This is a genomic window from Micromonospora sp. NPDC047465 (genome assembly GCF_040643125.1).
In the GTDB taxonomy this organism is placed as follows: domain Bacteria; phylum Actinomycetota; class Actinomycetes; order Mycobacteriales; family Micromonosporaceae; genus Micromonospora.
Window position 1 is genome coordinate 34,409 of the sequence record NZ_JBEYTP010000041.1, and the last position, 26,630, is coordinate 61,038.

Genomic DNA, 26,630 nt, shown 5'->3' on the forward strand with positions numbered 1-26,630 from the left:
GTCCGCACTCGCCGGCGGCGACCGGCATCCTTCCATTGTGGTGCCGATTCGGAAATGTCGAGGGGCGGTTCGTGCACGAATTGACGAGCTGGTTGTCCGATACGGCCGACCCGCGCACTTTTCCCTACCCGGCGGTGCTGCGCGAATTCCATCGGGTCGGCAAACACTTCGTCGAAAAGGAACTCCTCGCCCTGCTCGACGAGACGCGGGCGAAAGTGGCCGGCGCGACGGCCGTCGGCGACGACGAGGCACGGCGGTTGACCAACTTCCTCGACGTGGCGCTGGACAAGTGGGACGGCCGCTACGACTACCGCAGCTATCTGGCCCTACGCCTGCTCCGGCTGCCCTGCGGCGGGGACGACCCGCCCCCGGCCGAGGACGACGCCGCCTCGCGGCGTGCCCGTGACCGGCTGTTCGTCCGCCTGGTCGCCGACGCGTTGGCCTTCGAGTTGGCCGCCTCCGCTGACACCACCGGCCTGCTCCCGCAGCAGCGTCCGGGGCCGCCGGTGGTGACCAAGCGCTGCCGGCTCGGCGTCCGGACTGCCCAGCCCCCGCTGGCCCGCCTCGGCCTGGCGGGGGCGGTCGGCGACGGCGATCCGGCGACCACCGCCGCCGCGCTGCACGCCGTCGCCGCCGGCCTCGACGCCGGCGGGGATCAAACGCTGCGGCTGAGCATGCTGCCGGTCCACGTGACCCACGACGAATACCTGTTCATCCGGGTGCTCCAGGCGTACGAGTGCCTCTTCGCCGGGGTCGCGGACGAACTGCGCGCCGCCGTCGCCGCGCTGACCGGGGGCACCACCCGTACGGCGGCCGACCGGCTGGGGTACGCCGCGGGGCTGCTCGGCGCCGCCGGCCCGCTGTTCTCGCTGCTGGCCACCATGCAGGCGGAGTCGTTCCGGACCTTCCGGCAGTACACCGAGGGGGCCAGCGCCATCCAGTCCCGCTCCTACAAGCTCGTCGAGTCGCTCTGCCGTACGCCGGAAGGAGACCGGCTGGACTCGGTGGCCTACCGGTCGGTGCCGGAGGTGCGGTCCCTGGTGCGGGCCGGCCAGCCGACGATCGACGAGGCGTACCGGTCGGCCGTGCGTGCGGGCCGGCTCGACGGCGCGGACCGCGCGCTGATGGCGCGGCGGATGGAGAGGTTCGCCGGGGCCCTGTTGCAGTGGCGACGCACGCACCACCGGATCGCCACCCGGATGCTCGGTCCCCGCTCCGGGACCGGCTACACGGAGGGCACCCCATATCTGGCGGCGGTCCGCGACGTGCCAGTCTTCACGGCCGGCACCGCCGATTCCCGCCCGGTCGACCCGACTGGAGGCCACACCGCGTGAATCGATCCCACCCCGCGCCCGGGCCTGACGCGCCCCGGTGCCTCGACGCCGCCACGCAGGCCGCGCTGCGCGCCGAGTTTCCCCTGCTGGAGACCTGCGTCTACCTGAACAACAACTCCACCGGCGCGGTGCCGAGGGGCGCGGAGCGGGTGCTGCACGACTACTGGGAGACGCTGCGCACCTGGCGGGACGACGTGTGGCAGGGCTGGCACGTCGGCCTCGACCGGTACGCCGACTCGGTGGCCGCCCTGATCGGCGCACCGCCGGGCAGCGTGGTCACCGACGCGAACCTGAGCACCCTGCTCGCCCGGGTCGCGTCCTGTTTCGACTACCGCCCGCCGCGCGACCGGGTCGTCACCACCGACCTGGAGTACCCGACGGTGCCGTTCGTCTTCCGGGCGTTCGGCCGCTACGGCGCCCGCCTCGACGTGGTCGGCACCGGCGGTCCCCACCTCGACCAGGAGGCCCTGGAGGCGCGCCTCGACGAGCGGACGCTGCTGGTGTGCGTGTCGCACGCCAGCTTCACCTCCGGCGCCACCGTCGACCTGCCCCGCCTCGTCGCCCGCGCCCACGACGTCGGCGCGCTGGTGGTGGTGGACGTCTTCCAGACCGTGGGGGTGGTGCCGATGGACGTCACCGCCCTCGGTGTCGACGTCGTCCTCGGCGGCGCGCACAAGTGGCTCTGCGGCGTCGGCACCGCCTTCCTCTACGTCCGCCCCGACCTGGTGCCGGAGCTGGCACCGGCCGCCACCGGCTGGCAGGCCGGCGACCGGGCGCTCACGTTCCAACCGTCCACCGGCTGGGCGCCCGACGCCCGGCGGTTCGCCGGCGGCACGCCGTACCCGGTCACCTCCCTGGTCTCCCAGGTCGGCCTGGACCTGCTGGCCGGGATCGGCACCGAGGCCATCCGGCGACACTCGCTGGCCCTCACCCAGCGGGTCCTGGACCGGGCCGGCGCGGCCGGCATCGCGGTGGTCAGCCCCACCGCGCCGCACCGCCGCGGCGGCGTGGTGTGCCTGGACGTCCCCGACGGCGAGGCGGTGAAGCGGCGACTGGCCGCCCGTGACCTGATCTGCAGTTGGCGCGGCTACCTGCGCGTCGGCCCGCACGTCTACAACACCCTCGACGAGGTCGACGCGTTCATGGACGCGCTGGAGAAGGAGCTGCACCGGTGACCGTCACCCTCTCACCGCGGGCGCTGATGAGCCTGCTCGCCAACGGGCCGAAGGCCATGGACGTGCTGGAGACGGCACTCGGCATGGGCCTGCTCGACGCGCTGGAGCCCGGGCCCGTCCGTCTCGACGCGCTGGCCACCCGGTTCGGGGTACGCCCGCTACGGCTCTACAAGTTCCTCGACTGCCTGGAGAGCCTGGGCTTCCTGACGCGCGACGAGCCCGACGACGACATCGGCACGACCAGCTACCGGGCCGTGCCGGGGCTGCGCGACGCGGTGGCCGCGGTGGTCGGCCCCGGCGCGGTCGAGCGTGACCGGGACCGCTATCCCTGGCGGCGGCTGCACGGCCGGCTGCCCGAGAGCCTGCGCGGCCAGGTCAGTATCGGCGACGACGACTTCGCCTGGCCGCCGAAGACCGACGCGCAAACCGCCGAGTTCGAGCGCAGCATGGCCGTCGGGCTGGGGCCGGTGATCGAGGCGGTACGGCGGCACGCCGATCTGCTGTGGCCGGACCGGCGTCGCCTGCTGGAGGTGGGCGGCGGCGACGGGACGCTCGCCGCGCACGTCCTCGACACCGCGCCGGGCCTGCGGGCCGACGTGTACAACCTGCCGGCGGTGGCGCCGCTGGTGACGGCCACCCGGGTCGCGCGGGGGCACGCCGAGCGGCTGGGGTTCGTCGGCGGCGACTTCCTCGCCGAGCCGCTGCCCCAGGGGTACGACGCGATGTCATTCGTGCGGGTGCTGCACGACTGGCCGAACGAGGTGGCCCGCCGCCTGGTGGAGCAGGCGTACGCGGCACTGGAGCCGGGTGGGCTGCTGCTGATCTGCGAGGAGTTCCGCACCCCGGACCGGCTGGCGATGCAGTTCTTCTGGAGCTACTTCCTGATCGGCGTGGACAGCTGCGTCAGCCGGCTGCGCGAAACGGAGTTCTACACCAAGCTGCTCGCGGAGGCCGGCTTCGAACGGGTGGCGGTGCTGCCCGGCACCTGGGAGCTGGTCGTCGCGTACAAGCCCGCGGCCGACTGACCGGCGCCTCCAGCTCCCTCCGCTCGTGGCGTGATCGAACGGCAAGGTCACCTTCGTCGCGCCCGACAGCAGGGCCGCCCCAGGTGTCGACGCGCCCCGCGCGGGGCGGATCACCCGGAACGGGTGGGGCGGGCTCACCCCGGTGCGGGGCAGCGTGGTGACCCACGACAGCCAGGGAGGGCACCATGACGCTCCGCTCCAAGGTCAACATCGCGCCGACCGACGACGTGCCGCTGAAGCCGGCGCATGGCTACCGACTGCGCCGGCAGCGGCATCCGATCGGTGTCCGGGGCGGGCCGCGCCGAGCCCCGCGCGGCTACCGACTGCCCGACGCGGAGCGGCGGCAGATCCGGGCCGCGTACGACCTGCGGGAGCGGCAACTGGTCCGGGCCCTGGTGACGGCCGCCGGGCAGCCCGGCGACGCGGCGGAGAACCTGGCCGGGCAGTTGGAGCAGCGGCTGGACGCGCTGGTGCACCGCGCCGGCTTCGCCCGCAGCGTCGGCGAGGCCCGCAGCCTGGTCGAGCGCAACACGTTCACCCTGGACGGCGGCAAGGTCAACCGCCCCTCGTACCTGGTCCAGCCGGGGCAGATCATCCAGGTACGCCCGGAGCGGCAGTGCCCCACACCGGCCGTGGTCGCCGCAGGCGGGTTCCGCGACGTCGAGGCCCCGCCGTACCTGGAGGTTCGGCCGGAGGAGTTCACCGCGACACTGACCCGGGAGCCGCGCCGGCAGGAGGTGCCCGACCTGCGCGACGTCCCGCTCACCGTCCGGTCCGACTAGGGCACGTATCGGGGTTGTGATCAACGGGTTGTCCGGGTGGTGGGCGGGGTGACGGTGCTCGCGGGGGTCGGCTTCGAGCGGGTGGCGGTGCTGCCCGGCGCATGGGAGCTAATGGTCGCGTACAAGCCGAACCGGCCGGCTGACCGGGTGCCCCGCTCCCTGTACCGGGGAGCGGGGGCAGTTCCCGGTCGGTGGTGACACCGCGCCTAACAGTGCCCGACGGAGGTCTGGTTGTAGACGTAGGACGAGTGGACCAGCCACCTGCCCGCCAGTGGGACACTCCGCACGAGGAACCAGCGGGTGCTCGGGTAGTTGCCGTCGAAGTTGGCGGCGTCGAACCAGCACGACATGGAGACCTGGTAGCCGTTGTTCAGCCACACGTTGGTTCCCGGGGTGCAGGCGCCGTCCCAGCACCTCACGAGGACCTGGCTGCCCTTGGTGTTGTGGACGCAGGAGACCGGGCTGCACGGAGCTGCGCTGGCCGGTGCACCCGGAATCAGGATCGACGCGACCAGGACGGCGACGACGCCGACGATCCGGTGGATCGTCCTCGGGGCGCCCGGCTTCCGCCGCTCGGCTCGGGTCGGTGTCGGCATGACCATGAGAAGTCCCTTCTATCCCAGGCAGTTGGTGGAGGAAGCGGCGCACGTGCCGCTGTCGTCGTACGGGTGCCGGGAGTCAGTTCCAGCTCGAGCACCAGGGGACGAACGCCTGGATCGGTACCTGTGCGGCGTTGACCCAGCCGGTCTTCCAGCCGGCGGTGGTGTTCGCGGTGACCTTGAACCAACGGTTCGTGGCCGGCTCGCCGGCCCACTCGCCGTCGCGCCAGCACCAGGTCCGGTCCCACTGGTCGCCCACCACCGACCCCATGACGCCGTTGGGGCCGGCGCCGTCGGGGCACTGGATCTGCCGGACCGACCCGCAGACGCGGACGTTCGTGTGGTTCAGGACGTAGCTGAGGTCGCCGGCGGCGGCCTGTGCCGGCTGGGGCACGGCAAGACCGGCGGCCGCGACCGCGGTGAGCGCGGCGGCGAGCCGGCGAGGTCGGATGATCAGGTTTGCGCGCATCGCTCCACCGTCCTGTCCGGTGTCGGGGTACCGGCCTCCTGGCCGGTGCCTGCTTGACGGTAGAAGTCGACGCGGGCCCGCGACGGCGGTCTTGCAGCCGCCACCGCCGGCTGCAAGAGGGCTGGCCCTGGTGGGATTCAGCGCGACGCGCTGCGGCGGACGTACGCCGGCCGGTCCAGCCACCAGGACGCCGAGCGGCGGGCCGTCGCCGGGAGCCGCGGGTCGGTGGCCAGCTGCCGGAGCAGGTCGTCACGGCCGTTGACGCCCAGCGAGTAGATGATCGCCTCCAGCACCGGCCGGTCTCCTCCGGTGCCTTCCGGCGGGCCCGCCACCCGACCGGCGGCGTGTTCGACCACCGTACGGGCGACCCCGTCGCCGAGGTGCCCGACGGCGTGGGCAGCGGAGACCCGCACCGCCGTCGGGACGCCGTCGGCGATCGCCAGCCGTTCGACCAGCGGCTGTTGGCGCCGGTCGCCGAGGATCCGCAACGAATCCAGGATCGCCTCGGCGAGGGCGGGGTCGTGACGGAGCCGGCCGCCGCCGAGTTCGTTGGCGAGGGCGGTCGCGAGCGCGGCGCGATAGGGGGTGGCGGCGACCAGGAAGCGGGTGTAGAGGCGGACGTCGGGCGACGGGTGGAACAACGTGTCCTCGACCAGGACGGGAAGAATCGGATCGGCTCGGAGCACCTGGTCGTGGGTCGCCTCCGCGCTGGCCGCGTACGCGATCCGGGCGGCGAGGGTCTGCTGCCGCGACAGGGTGTCGGGCGGGGTCGTGACCGGGGTGCCGTGACGGGTCAGGAACTGGCGGTACCGGCGGTCGCGGTCGAGCGGAAGTCCTGCGGCGAGTTGGGCGGCCAGGTGCGCGGTGTCGCGGTCCGCAAGCAGGTCGACGACCAGGGGGACGAGGTCGGCGACCTGCTCCTCGGTGAAGTGCCCGACGGTGAGCTTGCGCATCGCGGCGAGGAGAGCGCCTACTCTGGCCCGCTGGTGGGTCGGGTCCCGCAGTTGCGCGAAGACGTGGCGGGCGGCGTCCGGGTGTCCGGTCGCCTCGAGGGCGCACACCGTCTCGATGAACACCTGGTTCTCGCGGTCTCGGGCGAGGCTGGCACAACTGTCGATGGCGGCTTGGCAGCCGACGGGGTGGGCCAGCAGGCGATTGAGCGCCTCGTGCCGTTGCAGCCAGTCGACGCCGTCGGACAGGACCATCTCCGCGACCAGCCGGTCGGTGATCGTCGACCAGCTCGCCGACGGCACGAGCCGGATGCGGGGGTCGGCGACGAGGGCGGCGGTGAGGTCGTCCCACTGCCCACCGGTGAGCGGCGCCGCGGTGACAGCCAGGTCGAGCAGGTTGTCGAGACCCTCGGACGGGTCGTCGGGGAGGGTGTCCCGGCAGAGGGTGAGCCGCAGCGGCTCGGCGGCCGCGACATACCGGTAGAGGTTGTCCAGCGGGGCGACGAGGGTGTTCGGCGGCAGGAGCAGCAGTTCCTCGTAGCGGCGGACGGCGGCATGGGGCACCGGGGTGAAGCCCGACTCCCAGCGGGACACCCGGCTCTCGCTGACCGGGCCGTGCGGCCACGATCCGCCGCCGAAGGCTGGAGCGAAGCGGGACGCCCGGCGCAGATCGGTGATCGGCGAGAGCACCCGGTTGGTGCGGAGGAGCCATCCGACCGTGGGCGCGAGGCCGGTACGGCGGACCAGTCCGCCCGACACGAGCGGTGGTCGCCGCATTCACCCACTGTAGTTTCCGCAATGCGGCGACGGCTGTCGGCCAGACGACTGGCGCGGTCGGCCCTCGCCCGCCGCTGCGGTCCAGACCGGACACGCGGCTCGTTCCCCGGCCGGACGGCGTCGCCGTGTTCGCGGTGCACGACGCTGGACCGGCCGTGAGGATGCTCGAGGAGTCCTGCCGAGCTGGACCGACCGCGGTGGGCCTGGGAACGGGATCGTCGGCCGGGACGCGTCAAACAGATGCCGTTCGGCTCGCCAGCGCACGGGAGAGCCTGCGGACGGCCTCGTCCATGAGGTCGGGTGGCGCGGCCGCGTAGGTGAGGCGCAGGTGCGGGGCCGGGGGTTCGGCGGCGTACCACGGCCGCCCGGGGAAGACCACGACGCCCTCGTGGGCCGCGGCGGCGGCCAGCGCGACGTCGTCGGTACCGTCGGGCAGGCGGGCCCACAGGTGCAGGCCGCCCCGCGGAACCACCTGCGGGGCGAGTGGGGGCAGGTGCCGCCGCAGCGCGGCCAGCAGTGCCGCGCGCCGCGCCTGCAACGCGGCGCGCACGGTACGGCGGTGACGCGCCCAGGCCGGGGAGGTGACGAACTCGATCGTGGCCTGCTGCAGGGGGCCGGCGACGAAGAAGTCGTCGAGCAGCCGGCCTGCCCGCAGGCGGGCGCCGGCCGGGCCACGGGCGCCGATCGCCGCGACGCGGAGCCCGGGCGCGGCGGACTTGGTCAGGGAGCGCAGGTAGACGACGTGTCCGTCGGGGTCGTCGGCGGCCAGTGGAGGTGTGGCCTCGCCGTCGATGGCGAGGTCCCGGGCGTAGTCGTCCTCGATCAGGAACGCCCCGCCGTCGCGTACGGCGGCGGAGACCTCGGCGCGGCGGTGGGCCGCCAGGGTCGCGCCGGTGGGGTTGGCGTACAGCGGCTGGCAGTAGAACAACCGCGCGCCGGTGCGGGTGAACGCGGCGGCCAGTTGGTCGGGCCGTACGCCGTCGGCGTCGGCGGGGACGGGCACCACCCGCAGCCCGGCGGCGCGGGCCGTGGCCAGCGCGCCCAGGTAGGTCGGCGACTCGACGAGCAGGGTGTCACCGGGGGTGGCGAGCGCGCGGAGCGCGGAGGACAGTGCGGCCTGCCCGCCCGGGCAGATCACCATGTCGCCGGCGCTCAGCCCGCCTCCGGCCTCGCGGGCGAACCAGGCGCGCAGGTCCTCGCGGCCCTCGGCCGGGCCGCGTTGCCACGACGCGGGCTGCCGGGCGGCTCGGGCCAGCGCGGCACCGAGCGCGGCGGCCGGTTGGAGATCCGGGTCCAGATAGCCGCCGGACAGCGGTATCGCGTCCGATGGTGGTAGCGCCAGTAACGCCTGCATGTCCTCCTCGCCGGGTGGGCGGGGGCCGAGCGCCACGGTCTGCCAGGACAGGTCCGACCGGGGCTGCCGCGTGGGCGCGGCGGCCACGAACGTGCCCCGCCCTGATCGCGCCTCGACCAGTCCCTGCGCGGTGAGCTGCCGGATCGCCTCGGTGACCGTCACCGGGGAGGCCTGGTGGCGCGCGGTGAGCTCGCGTACGGACGGCAGCCGGTCCCCCGGGTCGGCCCTGGCGACGAGCGCGCGCAGATCTTGGATGACGCGCTCGGCTGCGTTACCGTTGCCCATGAAGGGTAAGAGTAGCGCTACTGCCGTGAGCGCGGTAACAGCGGATCGCACCGTCGGGCTCGCCCTCGGAGCGCTGGGCGTGCTGGCCTTCAGCATGTCGCTGCCCATGACCCGCGTCGCCGTGCAGGAGCTGGACCCCTGGTTCGTCGCCTTCGGCCGGGCCGTCGGCGCGGCGCTGCTGGCCTGGGCGTACCTGAGATCCACCGGCGCGCCGCGGCCCAGCCGAGGTCAGTGGCGGCGCCTGTCGATCGTCGCGCTCGGTGTCGTCGTCGGCTTTCCGTTGTTCACCTCGCTGGCCCTGACGACGCAGACCTCCGCGCACGGCGCGGTCGTCGTCGCCGTGCTGCCGGCCATGACCGCGATGTTCGCGGTGCTGCGCGCCGGAGAGCGTCCGCCGCCGCTGTTCTGGGTCGCGAGCATCGGCGGGCTGCTGGCGGTCCTGGCGTTCCTCATCGTCAGCGGCGCGGTCAGCGGCGCCCTGTCCCTCGCGGATCTGTACCTGCTCGCGGCGGTCGTGCTGTGCGGCCTGGGATACGCCGAGGGCGGTGCGCTCGCCCGCGAACTGGGCGGTGCCCGCACGATCTGCTGGGCACTGCTGCTGTCGCTGCCCGCCACCCTGCCCGTCACGGCCATGACCGCCACGGTCCACCGGCCGCACGCCGGCGCCGTCGCCTGGGCAGCGTTCGGTTACCTCACCGCGGTCTCCATGTTCCTGGGCTTCTTCGCCTGGTACGCGGGCCTCGCCCGCGGAGGCATCGCGCAGGTCGGACAGATCCAGCTCGCCCAGCCCGTCCTCACCCTGACCTGGTCGGCGCTGCTGGTCGGCGAGGCCGTCGCCCCTGCCTCGGTCGCCGCGGCGTTCGTGGTGCTCGCCTGCGTCGTCCTGACCCAGCGCTCCCGCACCGGAGCACGAACCGCTGCTCCTGCGCCGACGGGCGAGCCGGGCGGTTCCGGCGCGAGACCCGTCGTGGCGTCGGCAGCCCACCCGTCGCCGGATCCGTCCTGATGCGCACCGGCGCCACCTGGCGCGCCCGGCGGGGCGGCGCGCGCGGGCCGGCCGGGCGTGCCGCCGATGAAGGATTCCGCCGCTCCGAAAGCCCGACACCGCAAACCGTTTACACCGCCGCCGGCCGCGAGGTATGTTACGGCCCATCCATCGAGCTCCATCTATCGCAAATCGATGCACTGGGGGTGGAAGGTGACTGGTCGACGCGCCTCACGGCGTACGCACGGGCTACTCGGCGCCATGCTCGCCGCGGCTCTGGTCCTGTCCGGTGAGTCAGTCCTGGCGGCTTCGCCGGCATCAGCCGCCCCGGACCGGGGCTCGGCCGCATCAAGTCGGTGGGCCACCGCGTTCGACACCGCCGCACGACGGTACGACGTTCCCCGCGATCTGCTCCTCGCCCTCGGCCACGCCGAGACGCGACTCAACGGGCATGGCGGCAGACCGAGCGCGGCGGGCGGTTACGGCCTCATGCACCTGGTCAGCAACCCGAACCTGCACACCTTGGACGAGGCGGCCCGGCTGACCGGGCTCGACCGGGACACGCTGCGCGCCGACCCGACCGCGAACGTCGCCGGGGCCGCCGCCGTCCTGCGCTCCTACGCCGACCAGGCCGGCCTGACCGCCGTCGAGCGCCAGGACGTCAACACGTGGTACGGCTCGGTCGCGCGCTACGGCGGGGCAAGCACCCCGGCGCTCGCCCGGCTCTACGCCGACGCCGTCTACGACCTGCTCCGAACCGGCTTCGAGACGGCACAGCCCGAAGCGTTGGCCGTTCCCGGCCGTCCGGTCGCGCCGCAGCGGGGCGCGCTCGCCCAGGCGGCGGGCGGGGTCGGAACCCTCAGCACCGACTACGGACCGGCCGCGTGGGCGCCGGCCAGCCCCAGCAACTACACCGTGGCCAGCCGGCCCGGCAGCCACCCCGTCAGGTACGTCGTCATCCACATCACGCAGGGCAGCTACGCCGGATCGATCAGCTGGTTCCAGAACCCGGCCGCCAAGGTTAGCGCGCACTACACGTTCCGCTCGTCCGACGGGGCGGTCACCCAGTCCGTGCGCGAGAAGGACATCGCCTGGCACGCCGGCAACTGGACCTACAACACCCAGTCCATCGGCATCGAACACGAAGGCTACGTCGACAACCCCGCATGGTTCACCGACGCGATGTACCGGGCGTCCGCGGCCCTGACCCGCAACCTGGCCAACAAGTACGGCATCCCCAAGGACCGGGCACACATCATCGGCCACAACGAGGTGCCGGGGGCCACCCACACCGACCCGGGCCCACACTGGAACTGGACCTACTACATGGAGTTGGTGAACGGGAAGACCGGCATCGGCTCCGGCACCGTGAACACCGGAGGGGCCGGCCTCAACGTCCGCTCGGGACCCGGCTCCGGCTACGCCATCGTCGGATCCGTCGCCGACGGCGCGACGGTCAGCATCTACTGCCAGGCCGTCGGCACCACCGTCACCGGCACCTACGGCACCACCAACGTCTGGAACCGGATCGGCACCAACAGGTACGTCTCGGACGCCTACGTCCTGACCGGCCACGACGGCTTCATCCCCAACGTGCCACGGTGCTGACCGCCCCTGCACCGAACCTGGCCGGAGCGGCCCCCCGCCGACGGTCAACACGGTGAGAGGATCTGGTAAGCCGAAGGACACAAGGGAGGATGCCGTGCGCTACGTCGATGGCCCGACGGTGGAGTGTGACCTGCACCTGGCGGCCGATCCGGCCCGGGTGTGGGAGCTGGTCACCGACATCGAGCTGCCCACGCGGTTCAGTACGGAGCTGCGCCGGGTCCGATGGCTCGACGGCAGCCGGGGGCCGACGCTCGGCGCCCGGTTCGAGGGGCACAACCACCATCCCGCGCTGGGCGAGTGGCGGACCATCTCGCACGTCGTGCGGTTCGACGAGCCGCAGGTCTTCGGCTGGGTGGTGGTCGACCCGGACAACCGCTTCGGTGGCGGCCCCGCCGACCTACGGCACCCCGCCGCCACCTGGCAGTTCCGGCTCACGCCCGAGGATGACGGCTGCCGGCTGGTCCAGTCCGTGCGGATCGGCCCGGGCCGCAGCGGGGTGAGCCTGGTCATCGACCGGGCACCCGAGAACGAGGAGCAGATCATCGAGAACCGGCGGGCCGCCCTGCGGGACGCCATGACCGCCACGTTGCAGGGCATCCGGGGCCTCGCCGAGCAGCCGCGCTGACCATTCCGACGGCGCGGCCCGGCCACCACCGGGTTCGCGCCTTCGGTCACGTCGAGCAACACCGCCGGTTTGGTGGGCGGGCCGCACCGGTGGTGCGGCGGGTACGGCCCGCCCTACGGCACCGGGAAGTCCAGGTGCGAATTCCGGTCGGGATGAGCACGGATCACGTCCATGACCTGTGCCGCCACAGCGGAGGGGCGGCGGTCCCGGAGATCCAGGACGTTGCCGGAGACACTCACCCGGTTGGCCACGAGCAGCCGCATGATCGCCAGCAGGGCGTCGAACCGGCCGGTCAGGTCGAACCGGCGACCGTCGGGTCCGATCACGACGGCCGGGCTCGCCCCCACGGCGAGGGTGGTGCGCGCCCAGTCGATCTCGTACGACCGGCGGTCGGGGCCGACCCGCACGACGAGCTGCTTCGTGCGGTGCAGCAGCGCGAGGTAGGTCATCGGCACCGTCAGTTTCTTCCCGAGGTCGATCGGGGCGGTGCCGTCGGCGGGGAAGACGCGCAGGACGGTCTCCAGCACCGGGCCGGCGTACTGGAAGGTCGTCGTGCCCCGCAGTTCCAGGAACCGGCCACGGACGAGGTGCCCGCCGAGGCGGGCCCACCGGCGGTCCACCTCGCCGAACGCCCCTTCCTGCGCGGGCAAACGGTCGACTACCCACCTGGCCTGCCCGTCCGGCACCGGCTCGGGCGCCGGCCACCCGCCGGCGGCCCGCTCGACCAGGCTCTGGAGCTGCGTCGCCACGGCGGGCTCGACGCGGCGCAGGTCGATCGTGTCGCCGTCCATGGTGATCCGGCCCGCGGTCCCGGTCCCGGTGATCCGCCACAGCTCCAGGAGGAGATCCGGGCGACCGGTCAGCTCGACGTGCCGGCCGTCGAAACCGAGGAGCCTGCACGTCCTGGCGCCCGACAGCAGGGCGCTGCGCGGCCAGTCGATGCCGAACTCCTCGGGGATGTCGGGGTGGACGACGGCGACGAGTCGCCCCGCGGTGACGGCCGCCAGGCACAGGGACGGCACCCGCCACGTGTGCGTCGACTCGAACGGCTCGCCGCCGTCAGGGTGGACCCGCAGCCTGAGCCGGATGCGCGGCATCGGCTCGTCGGGGTCGAGGTCGCCGCCGTAGGACTGGTACGTCGCCTCCCAGTCGTCGCCGTACGACACGAGTGTCGCCTCGCGCACCTCGGCCGTGGCCAGCCGGCCGCCCTGGATGGGAATCCGGGCGCGGGGGGTCCACATGGCGAGGGTGTCGTCGTCCCACTGGTACGCCGTGGACACGCGGTCGCGGTCGGTGATGACCGGGTGGTGCTTGCGGGTGAAGAGAAAGGCGCTGACGGCTATCGCGAGGGTGAACCCCAGTCCGGCGAGGAGGAAGGCCAGCGGGACGCCCCGTTCGCCCTCGCCGGCATCGGTGACGCCCAGGGCGCCGCAGACGAGCAGGATCGGCCCCGCCACCCCTAGGACGGTGAAGAGCACGAGGTTGCCGACGAACGTACGGGTGAAACTCCGCACTGCCCCTCCTTGGCTGACGTCGGTCCTTGATACCACCGTTCCCGACGCGACTGCGGCGGACCAGTTCAAGACGGTACAAGGCCGGCGCCTGCCGACGGCAGACCGAGAGCGGCGCGGGGTTTCGACGTCGACGGCTGGCTGGACCAGCGGGGCGTGCGCCGGCCCACCTGACCGGGAAAGCCCGGGGGTGCCGACCCGGCGCACGCCTTGTGCTCGTCCGGTCGTCCGCCCCGGTCAGACGACGTCCCTGCGTAGGGGCAGGACGATAGCCAGTAGTGCGGCGGCGAGCGCGTAGGCGATCAGCAGACCGGCGCCGGCCTGCGGGGAGAGGAGTTGCGGTGCGGCTCCGGTCGTGTCGTTCGCCACCTGGGTGAGCGCGGTGAAGTTGGTCAGCGCGGCGGTGGCACCGCCGGGCAGGAACGGGTATGCCGTGTTCACCCCGGGAATGAAGAGCAGCAGGTTCTCGCCCATGTAGAGGTACGCGCCCAAGCCGGCCAAGGCGAGCACCTGGTTGCGGACCAGTGCGCCGATGCCCACGCCCAGTACGGTGTAGGCCGCCATCGCCACGACCAGGCGCAGCAGCAGACTGACGACGACATCGAGTGGTGCGCCGGTGGGGATGTCCCGGACAGCCGTCCCGGCGTAGAGCGCGATGCCGGCCGCGATCGTGGTGATCAGCCCATAGGCCACCCCGGCGACGAGGTAGACGAGGAGTTTCGCGGCCAGCACGCTCCAGCGTCGAGGTGCGAACAGAAACGTGGCCGATATGGTCCGGTGCCGGTACTCGGAGGTGACCGCTGTCGCGCCGAACAGCGCAGGGACGATCACTCCGAGCCCGGCGAGGCCGAGTACCGCCCGGATGCCGGCCTCGGTGTCCAGTCCGGGCAGTGGCGGATTGACGTTCTCGGGGCCGATGATGGTGAGCAGCCCGACGAGGCCGCCGCCGAAGACGACCGCGGCGGCCACCGCCCAGATCCAGAGGCGGGTGGCGAACAGCCGGCGGAACTCGGCTCGGACGAGGTGGCTCATCGGGTGGTCCTCTTTTCCCCGGTCAACTGCAGAAATGCCTGCTCCAGGTCGGTGCGGCACGGAGTTAGTCCGTACACCCGCAGGCCCGCGCCCGCTGCGGTGTCTGCGACCCTTTCGGCGCTGAGGCCATGGACTCGGAGGGTGCCCGGACCGGTGTTCTCGATCCGGGGCGGGCGACCATCGGTCGTCCCGGCATCGGCCAGTCGCGCGGCGAGGAGGTCGGCGTCAGGAGACTGGACCACGACGGCGGGAACGGTCACCGCAGCGAGTTCGTCGAGGGTGCCTTCGGCCATCAGGCGCCCGCCGCTGATCACGACCACGCCGTCCACCATCTGTTCCACCTCGCTGAGCACGTGGCTGGAGACCAGGACGGTGCGCCCCTCGTCGGCGAGTTGGCGTAGGAACCGGCGTAGCCAGGCGATCCCCCCGGGGTCGAGCCCGTTGGTCGGCTCGTCCAGAAGCAGCACGGGAGCGTTGCCGAGTAGGGCCGTGGCGAGGGCGAGCCGCTGGCGCATGCCGGTGGAGAATTCGCCGGTCTTCCGGCCCGCGAACCCGGACATGTCCAGGGCCTCGATGACCTCGTCCGCGCGTCGTACCGGCAGCCCGGCCATGTCGCAGTAGATCCGCAGGTGGTCCCGGGCGCTGGTTCCGGGATGACAGCTTGACGCGTCCAGGGCCGCGCCGACGGTACGAGCCGGCTGCGGCAGTTCGACGTACCGTCGGCCACCGATGAGCGCGTCGCCGGAGGTGGGCCGAATCAATCCCAGGACCATTCGCAGGGTGGTCGACTTCCCGGCGCCGTTCGGGCCGAGGAAACCGGTGACCCGCCCGGGCTCCACGGTGAAGCTCAGGTCGGTGACCGCCGGGACGGCACCGAACCGCTTGGTGAGGTTGCGCACCTGCACCCGCACGCCGTCGGACGTCTTCGTGATGCTGGTGAGCGGTTTGTCGTGGTCACTGGGAACCAGCTTTTGGATCTTGGGCATGAGGCATCGCCGTTCGAGGTGGGGTGAAAAAGGGACCGGTGGCCGCCGGAGCGGCCACCGGCCGGGAAGCGACGGACGGACTGGTCAGGGCGTCCGCGTGGCCTCTTCGATGAGCCGAACCGTGGCGTGGGGGTCGCTGACCTGGACGACGAGGCGGCTGTAGCGTTCGTCGGTCAGTTCGATGACGACGGCCTTCGCTGGATCGCGGACGTCCCAGAACACCCGCTCGCCGTCGTGGTGGAAGGTGCCCGCGACGATGACCCCGGGGAGGTGGGCTCCCGGCGCTCGCAGGCCCTTCGGCTCCTTGACGATCCCCGGGTCGGCGGTCGCGCCCCTGACGTTGACCAGCGGGATGGTGAGCCGGCTCTTCAGTGCCCAGAGCTTGTCCATGCCTTCGATCTCCACGACGAGGGCCTCGCCGTCGACGTAAACACGTGCCATATCTGTCTCCTCAGATCTCGTGGTGGCTGAGCTGGTGGGCCACTGCCCTGCCGGCTTCGGTGGTTTGCGTATCGGAGGTGCCGGCCCTGGCCCGCAGGCGCAGACCCAGCACGGTGGCGGTCAGCGCGGTGGTCAGTGCCTCGACGCGAGCGGTTCCGTCGGCGCCCGGATGTTCGGCGATCAGGACGCGACCGAGGGCCTCGTCCATCTCCCGCAGGCACTGGGCGACCACTTCGGCGACTTCGGAATCGACCGGGGCGCGCTCGACCGCGGCCCTCAGGAGCAGGTCGAAGCCGGGTTTCGCCGCGTCGGTGGCGAGTACGCGATGCATCGCCTCGGTGATGTCGCCAGCCGCCGCGACGGCCGTGACGAGTGGTCGCACCTGGTGCTCCACGTGCCAGCGCAGCGCCCTGGTGTAGAGCCCGCCCTTGCTGCCGAAGGTCTTGTACAGGCTGTTGCGATGGACGCCGAGGCTGGCCACCAGGTCGTCGACGGACGTGCCGTCGTATCCCCGCTCGGCGAATACTCCTATCGCCGCCTGGACAGCTTGATCCTCGTCGAACCCACGTGGTCTCCCCATGTCAGCCACAGTAGCGGGTTTAGGAACGGCCAGTCAAGAACGATCGTTCCTAAATCTTGCCGAGCTCGGCTAGGCGGCGATTAGCGGCATTGGCATAGATCTGAGGTATGTGGTGCACTACGTCCCACTCGCGTCGGCTGTGCCGGGTAGGCGGGCCGGCCGGGCCCGCGCCAGCGAGGACCCGACGGGCCACCTCCGGTTCCAGCGCCTCCGCGCCGGCGGCCAACCGGTCGAGGGCGTCGATCGCAGTAGGCACCCAGGAGGAAAGAACGAGAGCAGCCCGAGGAGGGACCTGTTCCGTTCCTACCGTCGAGCCCTGGCGCGGCGCCGGCTGTCGACCCCGCTGCGGCCGAACGCGTCGGCGTGCCCCCAACGCCCCGGGATGTCGAGCAGTTCGATCCGGCCGATCGCGGCCGGCAGGGCGGGGTCGACCGCAAGGTGGTCCTCGTGCGGATTGAGGCCGAGCATCGTACGGAGGAACAGCAGGGTCGCTCCGGCCGACCAGCCCTGCGGGCTGCAGGCGGTGGGGTATTCGACGGGGTACTTGGTCAGGAGCCGCTCGTAGCCGGCGAACGCTTCGGGCAGCCGCCCGCCGAAGTACTGCGACGCGTCGATGACCGCCTCGGCGATCTGGCCGGCCTCGGTGCGGAAGCCGTAGCGCCACAGGCCCCAGGCGATGATCGAATTGTCGAACGGCCAGACCGTGCCGACGTGGTAGCCGACCGGGTTGTACCGCGCCGCGGTGTCGGCCAGGGTGCGGACGCCCCACCCGGAGAACATGCTCGGCCCGAGGAGGTGCTGGGCAATCTTCTGGGCCCGGTCCGGTTCGACGATGCCGCTCCACAGCAGGTGGCCCATGTTGGACGACATGGCGTCGACCGGCTTGCCGTCGGTGTCGAGGGCGAGCGCGTAGTACTCCCCCTCTTCGATCCAGAAGTCGCGGTTGAAACGCCGTTTGAGGTCGGCCGCCTCGGCTTCCAGCCGGTCGGCGTAGGCGGGGTCGTTCCAGAACTGCCGGGCCAGACGGGCGCCGCGCAGCTTCGCGTCGTAGGCGTACCCCTGCAGCTCACAGGTTGCGCGTGGCAGTCCGGGCAGCCGGCCGTCCCGGTAGGAGACGGCATCCCAGGAGTCCTTCCAGCACTGGTTCTCCAGGCCGTTCACGGTGTTCCGCCGCTGGTACGACACGTAGCCGTTGCCCAGGATGTCGCCGTACTCGTCGATCCAGTTCAGCGCCGCGCGGGCCTCGAGCTCCAACTGTTGCACCAGGCTGGCGTCCCCGCTCCACCGCTCGTACTCGTCGAGCAGGATCACGTACAGGGGGGTGGAGTCCGCCGATCCGTAGTAGGGGCTGTGCGGCTGCTCCTCGAACGCCGCCGATTCGCCGTAGCGGAACTCGTGCGCGATCTTCCCGGGTTCCTCGTCGCGGTAGTCGTCCAGCTTGCTGCCCTGCTGGAAGGCGAGGTCACGGAGGACCGTCGAGGCGAGTTCCGGCACGAACGGCAGCGTCTGCAGGCTGATGAAGATGCTGTCGCGGCCGAAGATGGTCATGAACCAGGGCAGCCCCGCGGCCGGCAACCGCCGGGGGAAGGCGAGCGGCGAGTACCGCATCGCGGCCAGGTCGGTGAGGCTGCGCTCGTACGCCGTCTGCAGGGACCGGTGGTCGCACACCAGCTGTGGTGTCTGGAAGAGGAAGTCGTCGAGGTCCTGCCGCAGCTGCGGCTTCACCCGCCCCTGGTGGGCGTCCAGGCTGGCCCGGATGTCGAGGCCCCGCGCGCCGCGCACGATCGGGTAGACGTGCAGCTCCGTGCTCCACCTGCCGCGCGGTGCGATCCGGAGGTCGAAGGTCATCCCCGTTTCGTCGACGCGCGCCGGCGAAGTGCTCGAAATGATCGTCTCACGGTGGAAGGTGCCTCGTTCGTAACGGAACCGCAGATGACCGTCCTCGACGCTCGTCAGAGTCTTCCCGGTCTTCTGCCGTACGTCCTTGATCTCGAACAGGTCGGCGAAGTCGGTGGCCATCTCCACCCGCAACGTGAGGTGCCGTTCCTCGGTGTCGTGGTTGAGTACCGTCAACTGTTCGCTGAACTCCCGGCAGATCTGCTGCTGCCGGATGACCGAGACCTTCGCGTCGACGTAGTGGGTCGGCTCGCCGGGTACGAGGAAGTAGCGGGTCTCGAAGTACTGCAGGTCGTCCCGGGACAGGGCGTTGAGCGGTTCGCCGTCGACGGTCAGCACCCAGGTCGACAGGAACCGGGTGTCGAACGAGAAGAGCCCGGTGGGAAAGGTCGGCGACGGGTGCAGGTCGCCGCGTTCGTCGCTGACGACGAACGTGTTGCCGTCCAGGATGCTGACGCCTCGTTCGCTCATGAGCCCTGTCCTCCTGCCCGGGCGAAGTCGCGCGGGTGGTGGGCGCCCTCGGGGCCGGGCAGCAGCCGCTCGAACGACGACAGGAGCGCCAGGTCGCCCTCGACGTTGATCTCGTTGCGCATCAGCGCCGCGTAGAGCTGCGCCCGCCCCTGGACCAGCCGGTCGAAGAGCGTCTGGTGGCCCCGGATCACCAGGTCCGGCCGCTGGTCCTGGCGCGACACCTGGGTCGCGCCGTCGCACAACGTAACGAACCAGACATCTGCTCCCGTATCGCGTTCGACTTCCAGCCGGATCGTGCCCCGGGCCTTCATCGTGATCGGCGTGGCCGGGCGCCGGCCCAGCCGGCCGAGATAGTCGGCGGTCGGGTCCCCCATCAGAAACCTCCTTCCGACACCCCCGCGAGCCGCACTGTTCGTACAGCCTGGAACGCCCGGTGGTGAGCGGCCGTCACCCGAAACGGGTGAAATTCGCCGGCGGTGTACCCGCCGCGCAGCGGGGGCCGGTCGTCCGGCCGCACCGCTGCCTCCGGGCGGGTCTGGCAGGTCAGCCGGCGGAGTGGGCGTGACGGGCCGCGCGCTCGGCCAGCCACAGCCACCGGCGCTGCACGTCGCCGCTGGTGGCGGCGACCATCGCCAGGGCGTCGCCGCGGACCGCGCCGAGGGCGTCCGCCGTCGCCGTGGGGTCGTCCAGCGCGGCCGCGCCGGCGCGGAACGCCTCGGCCTCGGCCGCGCCGCCGAACCGCGGTGCCACCTCCGCGCGCCAGAAGTCCGCCCAGGCCAGGTCCGGGTTCCAGGTGAAGCGCGCGTACGCCAGGTAGCTGATCTCGTTGGTCGGGTGGTACGCCGACGCCTCGGCGAAGATCGTCAGGCCGCGCATGCCCGCCCCGGCGGCCCGGGTCGCCATGTCGGCGTACAGGTCGGGCACCCAGGAGTGCCGCTGCCGGTTCCACTGGGAGCCGGCGTGGGTGCGCAGCACGTTGGTGGTGTGCGGAAGCCCGTCGACGTGGTCGGCGGTGAGCCGGTCCCGGTTGTCGTGCCAGAAACCCCGGTTGACGCAGTACTGGTAGGCCACGTCGTCGGGCAGGTCGGCCAGCGGCTTCTGGGCCTCCAGGTCGAAGATGTTGTCCCAGTAGACCTCGACGAGGTGCCGCAGCGGCACCCCCGCCGGCCCGGTGCGGCGGGCGGTCTCGAGCAGGGTCGGGTAGACCGACCGCATGGCCTCGTACGACCAGGAGGTGCGCTCGCCGCCGGTGCGGGCCGCGCACCTGGCGCAGGCGCAGCTGCCGTAGTCGCCGGTCTCGAAGTTGACGCCGCCGACGGGGAGGGTGTCCAGCAGCCAGTCGACCGCCTCCCGGTGCCACGCCAGGTTGTCCGGCTGGGACGGGCAGGCGGCCATCATGTACTCGCTGGCCGGGAAGTGCAGGTCGCCGAAGTCGTCGATGTCGAACCCGACCTTCTTCGGCAGCTCGGCGGCCAGGTCGGGGCGCTGCCGCAGCCAGGTGGCGAGGTTGTAGCGGTGCCGGCCGTCGAAGTAGATGCCGCCGTAGGCGTTGACGCCGATCCCGGCGATGATCCGTACGCCTCGGGCGTTGGCGTACTCGCACAGCTCGCGGGCCGCCTCGACGCCGCCGTGGGCGTCGCGCAGCAGCCCGTACACCACGATGCCGCCGATCCGCTCCCGGCTGCAGAAGTCGACCAGCCGCCGGTAGTCGGCGCCGAACGCGTCGGCGGGCTTGGCGTACGGGTTCAGCGCGCCGATCTCCTGCTGGCCGAGCTGCCGAAGGTCCCAGTTGGTGGAGTGGTCCCAGGTCCACAGGTTGCGCAGCGGCAGCCGAGGCGCGCCCTCCCGGACGCCCACGGGCACGCCGGCCGGGGTGGCCAGGGCGAGCAGCTCCCGCGCGGCGTAGACCAGGCCGGCGAAGGGGTCGCCGCTGAGCCAGATCTCGCCCTGCTCGGGCACCTCGATCCGGTAGCCGCCCTCGGGCCGCGCCGGGTCGGCCTCGAAGCGGACCGGCACCCCCTCGGGTGTCTCTCCCCACGCCTCGCCCAACAGCCGGGCCGCGTAGGGCGCGGATGCGGCGCCCTGCACCCGGACTCCGGCGATCTGGCGGTACTGCGACATCATGACCTCCCGAGGGATTGCGGGGTGGCGGCGAGGTAGTCGACCACCTCGATGCCGGTCCACACCCGGTGCTGCCAGTACGGATCCTGTTCGACACGGTTGCGGGCGGCGGTGGCGTCGGCGGCCCGCAGGACGAGGACGGAAGCGCCGAGGTCGGCCCGGGCCCCGGCGAGCAGGGCGGTGCCGTCGGCGAGCAGGGCCTCGACGTGGGCGAGGTGGGCCTGCCGGTGCGGTTCCCGGCGGGTGGCGGCGTCCGCGGCGAAGGTGGCCGTGACCAGGAAGGTCGGTTCGAACCTCACGCCTCACCGCCGATGGCCTCGAGCAGCCGCCGCATCGCCACCCGGTAGACCGTCTGCGGCCGGCCCGCGCCGGTGCTGACGTGCACGCCGACCTCCTCGGCGAAGCCGGCGGCCCGCAGCGACTTGAGCAGTCGGCGCGCCGAGCGCGCCTCCACCCCGTAGGCGTCGGCCAGGCCCCGCGCGGTCACCTGGTTCGGGTCCATCTGGTGCAGCGCGTCCAGCAACCGGCGGGTCGACAGCGGCCCGAGGCGGAGCTGTTCGGAGATCCGCAGGACCTCGGGGGCGGTCTCGCGGAGCCGTTGTTTCACCGGGCTCTCCCGGCTGGAGTAGATCTGCCCGTCGGGGAAGACGACGTGGGTGTCGCCGCTGCCGCGGCCGAGTGCCAGCGCCTTGCGGGCGTTGTCCTCGGCGGCGGCGATGGTGGTGCCGGCACCGAAGCCGACCGTGTGCTCGACGTCGACACCGCGGAGGGTCAGCAGGGAGGCGTGGCCGGCCCGGTGCCGGGCGATGGCGCTCTCGACGGTGCCGCGGGTCGTCGTGATGAGCAGCGTCCGGTCGTCGATCGTGCCCAGCCTGCCCCGCATCCGCTCGGCGTGTTCGAGCAACGCCTCGCGCAGCCGTAGCCGCTCCCGTTCCATCTGGTACGGGTCCTGCTGGCGGCTGGCGGGCTCGGTCAGCTCGATCATCATCACCGCGATCTGGGTGGCGCGGGACTGTCGTACCTCCGCGGCGAGCCACGCCCGGCGCAGGGCGTCCCGCACGGAGGCGCGGGTGTGTTCCACCCGCCAGACCGGCACCCCGCTGTCGGCCAGGTCGCGGTGCACCGCGCCGAGGCAGGTCAGGCACGCCTCGACCGCGCCGGAGGCGTACCGCTCGCGGTGGAAGGCGGTGATCTCGTCGAGGCCGGAGAAGAGCAGGCCGGACGAGTCCGCGATGGGCAGGATCTCGGTCGGCGGGATCAGGTCGATGTCGTGGTACGTCTCGCGGACGATGTCGGCCTCGATGGTGTCCACGCTCACCGTGGGCAGCCGTCCGCCGCTCGCCAGCAGCATCCGTGACAGTGTCCGGTAGAGGTCGATGCCGGCGTGCGGCATGTAGTCGATCTCGGCGCGCAGGTCGCCGGCGGCGGCGGCGAACGCGTACGGGATGCGCCCGGTGAAGAGCAGCACCTGGCACAGCTCGTCGAGTTCGCGGGCCAGCTCGAGGGCCTGTTCCGGCCGGGTGTACGTGCGGGCCGTCAGGTCCGTGGCGCGGCCCTCGCCCGCGGCGACCTCCTGCACGAGCCGGATCGAGTCCTCCGGACCGATGATGCCGATCACCTTGCCACCTCCACGTCGTCGCCGGTCTCGGGCGGGCTGCTCAGCGGGTGTGGACGGTGCCGACCACACCGTCGCTGACCGGCGACGCCAACAGGACCAGCGCGGACGCCACGTCCTCCGGACGGCCCAGGGCCGCCTCGATCTCCGCGACCCGGCCGGCGTCGGTCCCGTTGGTCCGCGCCTCGTCCAGCGACCGTCGCATCAGCGGCGTGTCGATGTCGCCGGGGCACAGCGTGTGCACGCGGATCCCCTGTGGACGGAGCTGTCGGTCCAATGTGAGCGCCAGGCCGTGCAGTCCACCCTTGCTCGCGCCGTAGGGTACCGAGCCGGAGCCGTTCTGCACGCCCGCCCTGGAGCCCACCAGCACGAGGACACCGGTGCCCGGGGTGAGGTGCCGCACCGCGTGCTTGGCGACGAGGAACGGCCCGGTCAGGTTGACCGCGATCACCTGCGCCCACAGCTCGGCGGTGACCTCCCGGACGTCGAGGCCCTGGCCGCGCATGACGCCCGCCACGTGCAGCACGGCGTCGATCCCGCCCCACTCGGCGGCGACGTCGTCGAGCGCGGCGGCGACCTCGGCCTCGACGGTCACGTCGACCCGGCGGGCGCTGGCGCTCGCCCCGGTGCGCCGGGCCGCGGCGGCGGCCCCGGCCGCGCCGTCGCCGTCGGCGTCCAGCACCGCGACCGCCGCGCCGGCCGCGGCGGCGGCGTGGACGGTGGCCAGGCCGATGCCGGAGGCGCCGCCGACGACGACCACCCGCCGGCCGGCCAGCAGGCCGGCCGGCGGAGTGTCAGCGGTCATCGCGTGACCGTGCGGCGCACGGCATCCACCACGTCGGCCGCCTCGGGGATCACGGCGGCCTGCAGGGCCGGGGCGGCCGGCATCGGCACGTCCGGGGTGGCCACCCGGGCGACCGGGGCGCGCAGGTCGGCGAAGCACTCCGCGGCGGCCCGGGCGGCGATCTCGGCGCCGAACCCGCCGGTCAGGTTCGCCTCGTGGGCGACGACCAGCCGACCTGTGCGGGCCACCGAGGCGGCGACGGTGTCGAAGTCCAGCGGGTTGAGCCAGCGCAGGTCGATCACCTCGGCCTCGATGCCCTCCTCGCTGAGCTGACCCGCGGCGTCCAGCGACGCCGAGACCATCCGGGACCACGCCACGACGGTGACGTCGGTGCCCGGGCGGACCACGCGGGCGCCCCCGACCGGTTCGACCGGGGCGTCGGTGCGGACGGGGCCGCGTGTCGGGTAGAGCATGCGCGCCTCGGCGACCACCACCGGGTCGTCGCTGACGACCGCGGTGCGCAGCATCTGGTACGCGTCGTCGGGCGTGGCCGGCAGGGCCACCCGCAACCCGGGGGTGTGCGCGAAGTACGCCTCGGGTGAGTGCGAGTGCTGGGCGCAGGCGCCGGGCGAGTAGCCCTGCTGCATCCGGATCACCAGCGGCGCCTTCCACCGCCCGTTGCTGGAGTAGTGGATGGTGGAGATCTGGTTGACGAACTGGTCCATGGCCACGAACGAGAAGTCGGCGTACATGATCTCGGCGATCGGCCGGAGGCCGGTCATCGCCGCTCCCAGGGCCATGCCGAGGAACCCGGTCTCGGAGATCGGGGTGTCGAAGATCCGCGCGGAGCCGAACCGCTTGTGCAGCCCCTTCGTGGCGCCGAACGGCCCGCCGGGCAGGGCGACGTCCTCGCCGAAGTAGACGGTGTCCTCCCGGCTGTCCAGCGCCCAGGTGAGCGCGGCGTTGACGGCCTGGATGTAGCGCAGGGACTCAGACATGGACGTGCTCCTTGACGGTCGCCGGGTCCGGGAACGGCACGGCACGAGCGGCGGTGACGGCGGCCTCCACCTCGGTGGCTACCTCGGCGTCGATCGCGTCGAGCCGGGCGGTGAGCGCGGCGTCGGCGGCCTGCCGGATCCGGGCCAGCGGCTCGCGTTCCCGGGCGGCGGCGACCTCGCCCGCCGGCCGGTAGTGCTGTACGTCGCCGCTGTAGTGGCCGACCAGCCGTTCGGTCATGGCCTCGACGATGGACGGTCCGGACCCCTCGCGGGCCCGGGTGACCGCCTCGGTGACCGCCTCGGCGACGGCGTCGGGGTCGTTGCCGTCCACCACCCGGCCGGGGATGCCGTAGCCGGCGGCCCGCTCGGCGAGCTGGCGGACGCGCACCATGTCCTCGATGCGGGACATCTCGGAGTAGACGTTGTTCTCCACGACCAGCACCAGCGGCAGGTCGAGCACCGCGGCGAGGTTGAGTGCCTCGTGGACGTTGCCCTGGTTCATCGCGCCGTCGCCGATGCTGACCACGGACACCGCGCCGCTGCCGGTGCGCTGGGCGGTGAGGGCCGCGCCGGCGGCGACGGGCACGCCCGCGCCGACGATGGAGTTCTCGCCGAGGAACCACCGGCCCGGGTCGGACAGGTACGGCGAGGCGGCCCGGCCGCCGCAGAGGGCGGAGTCGCGGCCCATCATCTCGGCGAAGAGGCCCACCATGTCCACGCCCCGGGCGATCGCCCAGCCGTGGCCGCGGTACGTGGCGGTCACGTGGTCGCCGTCGCGCAGCGGCCGGCAGGCGCCGACCGGGATCGCCTCCTGGCCGTTGCACAGGTGGATCGAGCCCGGGATCTCGCCGTCGTCCTTGAGGGCGGCCAGCCGCTCCTCGAACCGGCGGATCCGGGCCATGAGCCGATAGTCGTCCGGCAGACCCATCACACCCCCAGTGGTAGTTAGAGCCTTATTCCGGCTCGTTCGTTTTGAAGCCTAGACCAGCGCTGTAAGCCTATGGAAGAGTGCAAGAGCAAGTTTCTGGCCGTTATTGGTCTCTTATTTGGAGGCAGGTATGGAGATCACCGCCGTCGAGTCGGTGGTGCTGGGCGACGCGCACTTCGTCCAGGTGCACACGTCGGACGGGCTGGTCGGCGTCGGCCAGTCCGCCTGCTGGGGCTACCCCACCGCGGTGCACGCCGTCGTGGAGGCGTTCCGCCCGCACCTGCTCGGCGCTGACCCCACCCGGATCGAGCACCACTGGCACCACCTCTACCGGATGGGACCGTTCCGGGGCTCGGTGCTCTCCGCCGCCGTCTCCGCCGTCGACCTGGCCCTGTGGGACCTGCTCGGCAAGCGCCTCGGGGTCCCGGTCTGGCAGCTGCTCGGCGGCCGGGTGCGCGACCGGATCCGGCTGCACCTGCTGCTGCCCGGCACGGGCGCGCAGGCGCTGGCCGCACAGGCCGCGGCAGCCGTGGCCGACGGCTTCACGGCGGTCAAGTTCGACCCGCTGCCGGCCGACTACGCCGACCTGTCGCTGGCCCGGCTGGTCACCGCCACCGAGGCCACCACCGCCGCGGTCCGCGACACCGTCGGCACCGACGTGGACCTGCTCATCGAGCTGCACCGCAAGCTCACGCCCCTGCAGGCCGAGGCGGTCGTGCCCGCGTTGGCCAGACATCTGCCGCTGCTGGTGGAGGACCCCATCCAGATCGACAGCGTCAGCAGCCAGGCCGACGTCGCCCGCCGCGCCGCGGGGGTGCCGATGGCCAACGGCGAACGCCTGCACAGCATCTGGGAGTTCAAGGAGCTGCTCGCCCAGGGCGGCGCCCAGTACGTCCGCCCCGACCTGGGCCTGGCCGGCGGGATCAGCCACGCCCGCAAGATCGCCGCACTGGCCGAGGCCCACCACGCCGCCGTGGTGAGCCACAACTGTCTCGGTCCACTGCTGACCATGGCCTCGGTGCAGCTGGACGCGGCCATCCCGAACTTCGTCGTGCAGGAGTACTCGCCCCTGGACGACCATCTCGCCGACGGGCCCGCGCGTGCCTGCGTACGGCGGCAGGGCGGTTTCCTGCCGGTGCCGGAGGAACCGGGACTCGGCGTGACGCTGGACCTCACCGGCGCCACGCCGCTCGACCTGACCGGTCGCCCGTTGACCCGGATCCCGCTGCGCGCCGACGGCTCGGTCGCCTACGCGGTCTGAGTGCTCACCCCCGTGGCCCGGCGGGACGGTCCGCCGGG

At 72.5% G+C, this 26,630-nt stretch carries 26 protein-coding genes; 9 read left to right on the forward strand and 17 right to left on the reverse strand.

The genetic code is table 11. The features are described 5' to 3' along the window. Positions 1-71: 71 nt before the first annotated feature. The 5 genes from ABZ793_RS27920 to ABZ793_RS27940 all read left to right on the forward strand — a co-directional run bounded on the left by ABZ793_RS27920 (position 72) and on the right by ABZ793_RS27940 (position 4,514). Positions 72-1,334, forward strand: coding sequence for a tryptophan 2,3-dioxygenase family protein (locus ABZ793_RS27920; protein WP_357462178.1), 1,263 nt, complete (start codon positions 72-74; stop codon positions 1,332-1,334). Then, positions 1,331-2,509: an aminotransferase class V-fold PLP-dependent enzyme gene (locus ABZ793_RS27925; protein WP_357462179.1), complete on the forward strand. Its 1,179-nt coding sequence runs from the start codon at positions 1,331-1,333 to the stop codon at positions 2,507-2,509. The genes ABZ793_RS27920 and ABZ793_RS27925 overlap by 4 nt, the downstream gene beginning before the upstream one ends. Next, positions 2,506-3,534, forward strand: a complete 1,029-nt coding sequence (locus ABZ793_RS27930; protein ID WP_357462180.1) for a methyltransferase — start codon at positions 2,506-2,508, stop codon at positions 3,532-3,534. Before ABZ793_RS27925 ends, ABZ793_RS27930 begins: the two co-directional genes overlap by 4 nt. 185 nt (positions 3,535-3,719) lie before the next feature. Continuing rightward, positions 3,720-4,316 (forward strand): 30S ribosomal protein S4, encoded by a 597-nt coding sequence (gene rpsD / locus ABZ793_RS27935; RefSeq protein WP_357462181.1) that lies wholly within the window; start codon positions 3,720-3,722, stop codon positions 4,314-4,316. A 48-nt stretch (positions 4,317-4,364) separates the two neighbouring features. Next, the gene (locus ABZ793_RS27940; protein ID WP_357462182.1) at positions 4,365-4,514 is read left to right on the forward strand and encodes a hypothetical protein; all 150 of its coding nucleotides are present in this window, start codon (positions 4,365-4,367) and stop codon (positions 4,512-4,514) included. Positions 4,515-4,522: 8 nt separating this feature from the next. On the opposite strand, the gene ABZ793_RS27945 is transcribed toward ABZ793_RS27940, so the two are convergent. The 4 genes from ABZ793_RS27945 to ABZ793_RS27960 form a co-directional block, all read right to left on the reverse strand. After that, complete coding sequence (locus tag ABZ793_RS27945; RefSeq protein WP_357462183.1) at positions 4,523-4,918, reverse strand: hypothetical protein; 396 nt, start codon at positions 4,916-4,918, stop codon at positions 4,523-4,525. A 76-nt stretch (positions 4,919-4,994) separates the two neighbouring features. Continuing rightward, entirely contained in the window at positions 4,995-5,384 is a 390-nt protein-coding gene (locus ABZ793_RS27950; RefSeq protein WP_357462184.1) for a hypothetical protein, read from the reverse strand. A gap of 137 nt (positions 5,385-5,521) precedes the next feature. Next, positions 5,522-7,111 carry a hypothetical protein gene (locus ABZ793_RS27955; protein ID WP_357462185.1) on the reverse strand — a complete coding sequence of 530 codons (1,590 nt, stop codon included), beginning with the start codon at positions 7,109-7,111 and terminating at the stop codon, positions 5,522-5,524. Positions 7,112-7,343: 232 nt separating this feature from the next. After that, positions 7,344-8,750 carry a PLP-dependent aminotransferase family protein gene (locus ABZ793_RS27960; RefSeq protein ID WP_357462186.1) on the reverse strand — a complete coding sequence of 469 codons (1,407 nt, stop codon included), beginning with the start codon at positions 8,748-8,750 and terminating at the stop codon, positions 7,344-7,346. 25 nt (positions 8,751-8,775) lie between these two features. Between ABZ793_RS27960 and ABZ793_RS27965 the strand changes: the two genes are divergently transcribed. From ABZ793_RS27965 to ABZ793_RS27975, 3 genes are all read left to right on the forward strand, one after another. Then, positions 8,776-9,756 (forward strand): DMT family transporter, encoded by a 981-nt coding sequence (locus ABZ793_RS27965; RefSeq protein WP_357462187.1) that lies wholly within the window; start codon positions 8,776-8,778, stop codon positions 9,754-9,756. A gap of 192 nt (positions 9,757-9,948) precedes the next feature. Further along, entirely contained in the window at positions 9,949-11,343 is a 1,395-nt protein-coding gene (locus ABZ793_RS27970; RefSeq protein ID WP_357462188.1) for an N-acetylmuramoyl-L-alanine amidase, read from the forward strand. Positions 11,344-11,437: 94 nt separating this feature from the next. After that, positions 11,438-11,968: an SRPBCC family protein gene (locus ABZ793_RS27975; RefSeq protein ID WP_357462189.1), complete on the forward strand. Its 531-nt coding sequence runs from the start codon at positions 11,438-11,440 to the stop codon at positions 11,966-11,968. A 113-nt stretch (positions 11,969-12,081) separates the two neighbouring features. Here the strand turns inward: ABZ793_RS27975 and ABZ793_RS27980 are convergent, their stop codons facing one another. From ABZ793_RS27980 to ABZ793_RS28040, 13 genes are all read right to left on the reverse strand, one after another. Next, positions 12,082-13,482 carry a hypothetical protein gene (locus ABZ793_RS27980; RefSeq protein WP_357462190.1) on the reverse strand — a complete coding sequence of 467 codons (1,401 nt, stop codon included), beginning with the start codon at positions 13,480-13,482 and terminating at the stop codon, positions 12,082-12,084. Between the two features lie 234 nt (positions 13,483-13,716). Then, entirely contained in the window at positions 13,717-14,511 is a 795-nt protein-coding gene (locus ABZ793_RS27985; RefSeq protein ID WP_357462191.1) for an ABC transporter permease, read from the reverse strand. Beyond that, positions 14,508-15,497: an ATP-binding cassette domain-containing protein gene (locus ABZ793_RS27990; protein WP_357462192.1), complete on the reverse strand. Its 990-nt coding sequence runs from the start codon at positions 15,495-15,497 to the stop codon at positions 14,508-14,510. The genes ABZ793_RS27985 and ABZ793_RS27990 overlap by 4 nt, the downstream gene beginning before the upstream one ends. Before the next feature lie 84 nt (positions 15,498-15,581). Then, a complete protein-coding gene (locus ABZ793_RS27995; protein ID WP_350704599.1) occupies positions 15,582-15,938 on the reverse strand; it encodes a hypothetical protein in 357 nt (118 codons plus the stop codon). Between the two features lie 10 nt (positions 15,939-15,948). Continuing rightward, positions 15,949-16,518, reverse strand: a complete 570-nt coding sequence (locus ABZ793_RS28000; protein WP_357462193.1) for a TetR/AcrR family transcriptional regulator — start codon at positions 16,516-16,518, stop codon at positions 15,949-15,951. 303 nt (positions 16,519-16,821) lie between these two features. After that, on the reverse strand, positions 16,822-18,885 hold the full coding sequence (locus tag ABZ793_RS28005) for a glycogen debranching N-terminal domain-containing protein (protein ID WP_357462194.1): 2,064 nt from the start codon (positions 18,883-18,885) through the stop codon (positions 16,822-16,824). Continuing rightward, on the reverse strand, positions 18,882-19,259 hold the full coding sequence (locus ABZ793_RS28010) for an SCP2 sterol-binding domain-containing protein (protein ID WP_357462195.1): 378 nt from the start codon (positions 19,257-19,259) through the stop codon (positions 18,882-18,884). Before ABZ793_RS28010 ends, ABZ793_RS28005 begins: the two co-directional genes overlap by 4 nt. Positions 19,260-19,428: 169 nt before the next feature. Beyond that, positions 19,429-21,006 (reverse strand): hypothetical protein, encoded by a 1,578-nt coding sequence (locus ABZ793_RS28015; RefSeq protein WP_357462196.1) that lies wholly within the window; start codon positions 21,004-21,006, stop codon positions 19,429-19,431. Then, complete coding sequence (locus tag ABZ793_RS28020) at positions 21,006-21,305, reverse strand: YciI family protein (RefSeq protein WP_350704609.1); 300 nt, start codon at positions 21,303-21,305, stop codon at positions 21,006-21,008. Before ABZ793_RS28020 ends, ABZ793_RS28015 begins: the two co-directional genes overlap by 1 nt. Then, complete coding sequence (locus ABZ793_RS28025) at positions 21,302-22,624, reverse strand: hypothetical protein (RefSeq protein ID WP_357462197.1); 1,323 nt, start codon at positions 22,622-22,624, stop codon at positions 21,302-21,304. Before ABZ793_RS28025 ends, ABZ793_RS28020 begins: the two co-directional genes overlap by 4 nt. A 40-nt stretch (positions 22,625-22,664) precedes the next feature. Beyond that, complete coding sequence (locus tag ABZ793_RS28030) at positions 22,665-23,426, reverse strand: SDR family oxidoreductase (RefSeq protein ID WP_357462198.1); 762 nt, start codon at positions 23,424-23,426, stop codon at positions 22,665-22,667. Next, positions 23,423-24,403, reverse strand: a complete 981-nt coding sequence (locus ABZ793_RS28035) for a transketolase C-terminal domain-containing protein (protein ID WP_357462199.1) — start codon at positions 24,401-24,403, stop codon at positions 23,423-23,425. Before ABZ793_RS28035 ends, ABZ793_RS28030 begins: the two co-directional genes overlap by 4 nt. Continuing rightward, positions 24,396-25,331 (reverse strand): thiamine pyrophosphate-dependent dehydrogenase E1 component subunit alpha, encoded by a 936-nt coding sequence (locus tag ABZ793_RS28040; protein WP_350704616.1) that lies wholly within the window; start codon positions 25,329-25,331, stop codon positions 24,396-24,398. Before ABZ793_RS28040 ends, ABZ793_RS28035 begins: the two co-directional genes overlap by 8 nt. Before the next feature lie 130 nt (positions 25,332-25,461). Between ABZ793_RS28040 and ABZ793_RS28045 the strand changes: the two genes are divergently transcribed. After that, on the forward strand, positions 25,462-26,592 hold the full coding sequence (locus ABZ793_RS28045; protein ID WP_357462200.1) for a mandelate racemase/muconate lactonizing enzyme family protein: 1,131 nt from the start codon (positions 25,462-25,464) through the stop codon (positions 26,590-26,592). Positions 26,593-26,630 lie beyond the last annotated feature (38 nt).

What these genes read in the sequence shown, in the direction of transcription:
- ABZ793_RS28005 (WP_357462194.1), bottom strand. Translation starts at nt 18,885, where the DNA reads ATGAGCGAACGAGGCGTCAGCATCCTGGACGGCAACACGTTCGTCGTC.
- ABZ793_RS28015 (WP_357462196.1), bottom strand. Translation starts at nt 21,006, where the DNA reads ATGTCGCAGTACCGCCAGATCGCCGGAGTCCGGGTGCAGGGCGCCGCA.
- ABZ793_RS27995 (WP_350704599.1), bottom strand. Translation starts at nt 15,938, where the DNA reads ATGGCACGTGTTTACGTCGACGGCGAGGCCCTCGTCGTGGAGATCGAA.
- ABZ793_RS28030 (WP_357462198.1), bottom strand. Translation starts at nt 23,426, where the DNA reads ATGACCGCTGACACTCCGCCGGCCGGCCTGCTGGCCGGCCGGCGGGTG.
- ABZ793_RS27950 (WP_357462184.1), bottom strand. Translation starts at nt 5,384, where the DNA reads ATGCGCGCAAACCTGATCATCCGACCTCGCCGGCTCGCCGCCGCGCTC.
- ABZ793_RS27955 (WP_357462185.1), bottom strand. Translation starts at nt 7,111, where the DNA reads ATGCGGCGACCACCGCTCGTGTCGGGCGGACTGGTCCGCCGTACCGGC.
- ABZ793_RS27945 (WP_357462183.1), bottom strand. Translation starts at nt 4,918, where the DNA reads ATGGTCATGCCGACACCGACCCGAGCCGAGCGGCGGAAGCCGGGCGCC.
- ABZ793_RS28010 (WP_357462195.1), bottom strand. Translation starts at nt 19,259, where the DNA reads ATGGGGGACCCGACCGCCGACTATCTCGGCCGGCTGGGCCGGCGCCCG.
- ABZ793_RS27990 (WP_357462192.1), bottom strand. Translation starts at nt 15,497, where the DNA reads ATGCCCAAGATCCAAAAGCTGGTTCCCAGTGACCACGACAAACCGCTC.
- ABZ793_RS28045 (WP_357462200.1), top strand. Translation starts at nt 25,462, where the DNA reads ATGGAGATCACCGCCGTCGAGTCGGTGGTGCTGGGCGACGCGCACTTC.
- ABZ793_RS27960 (WP_357462186.1), bottom strand. Translation starts at nt 8,750, where the DNA reads ATGGGCAACGGTAACGCAGCCGAGCGCGTCATCCAAGATCTGCGCGCG.
- ABZ793_RS28035 (WP_357462199.1), bottom strand. Translation starts at nt 24,403, where the DNA reads ATGTCTGAGTCCCTGCGCTACATCCAGGCCGTCAACGCCGCGCTCACC.
- ABZ793_RS28000 (WP_357462193.1), bottom strand. Translation starts at nt 16,518, where the DNA reads ATGGGGAGACCACGTGGGTTCGACGAGGATCAAGCTGTCCAGGCGGCG.
- rpsD (WP_357462181.1), top strand. Translation starts at nt 3,720, where the DNA reads ATGACGCTCCGCTCCAAGGTCAACATCGCGCCGACCGACGACGTGCCG.
- ABZ793_RS27985 (WP_357462191.1), bottom strand. Translation starts at nt 14,511, where the DNA reads ATGAGCCACCTCGTCCGAGCCGAGTTCCGCCGGCTGTTCGCCACCCGC.
- ABZ793_RS28040 (WP_350704616.1), bottom strand. Translation starts at nt 25,331, where the DNA reads ATGGGTCTGCCGGACGACTATCGGCTCATGGCCCGGATCCGCCGGTTC.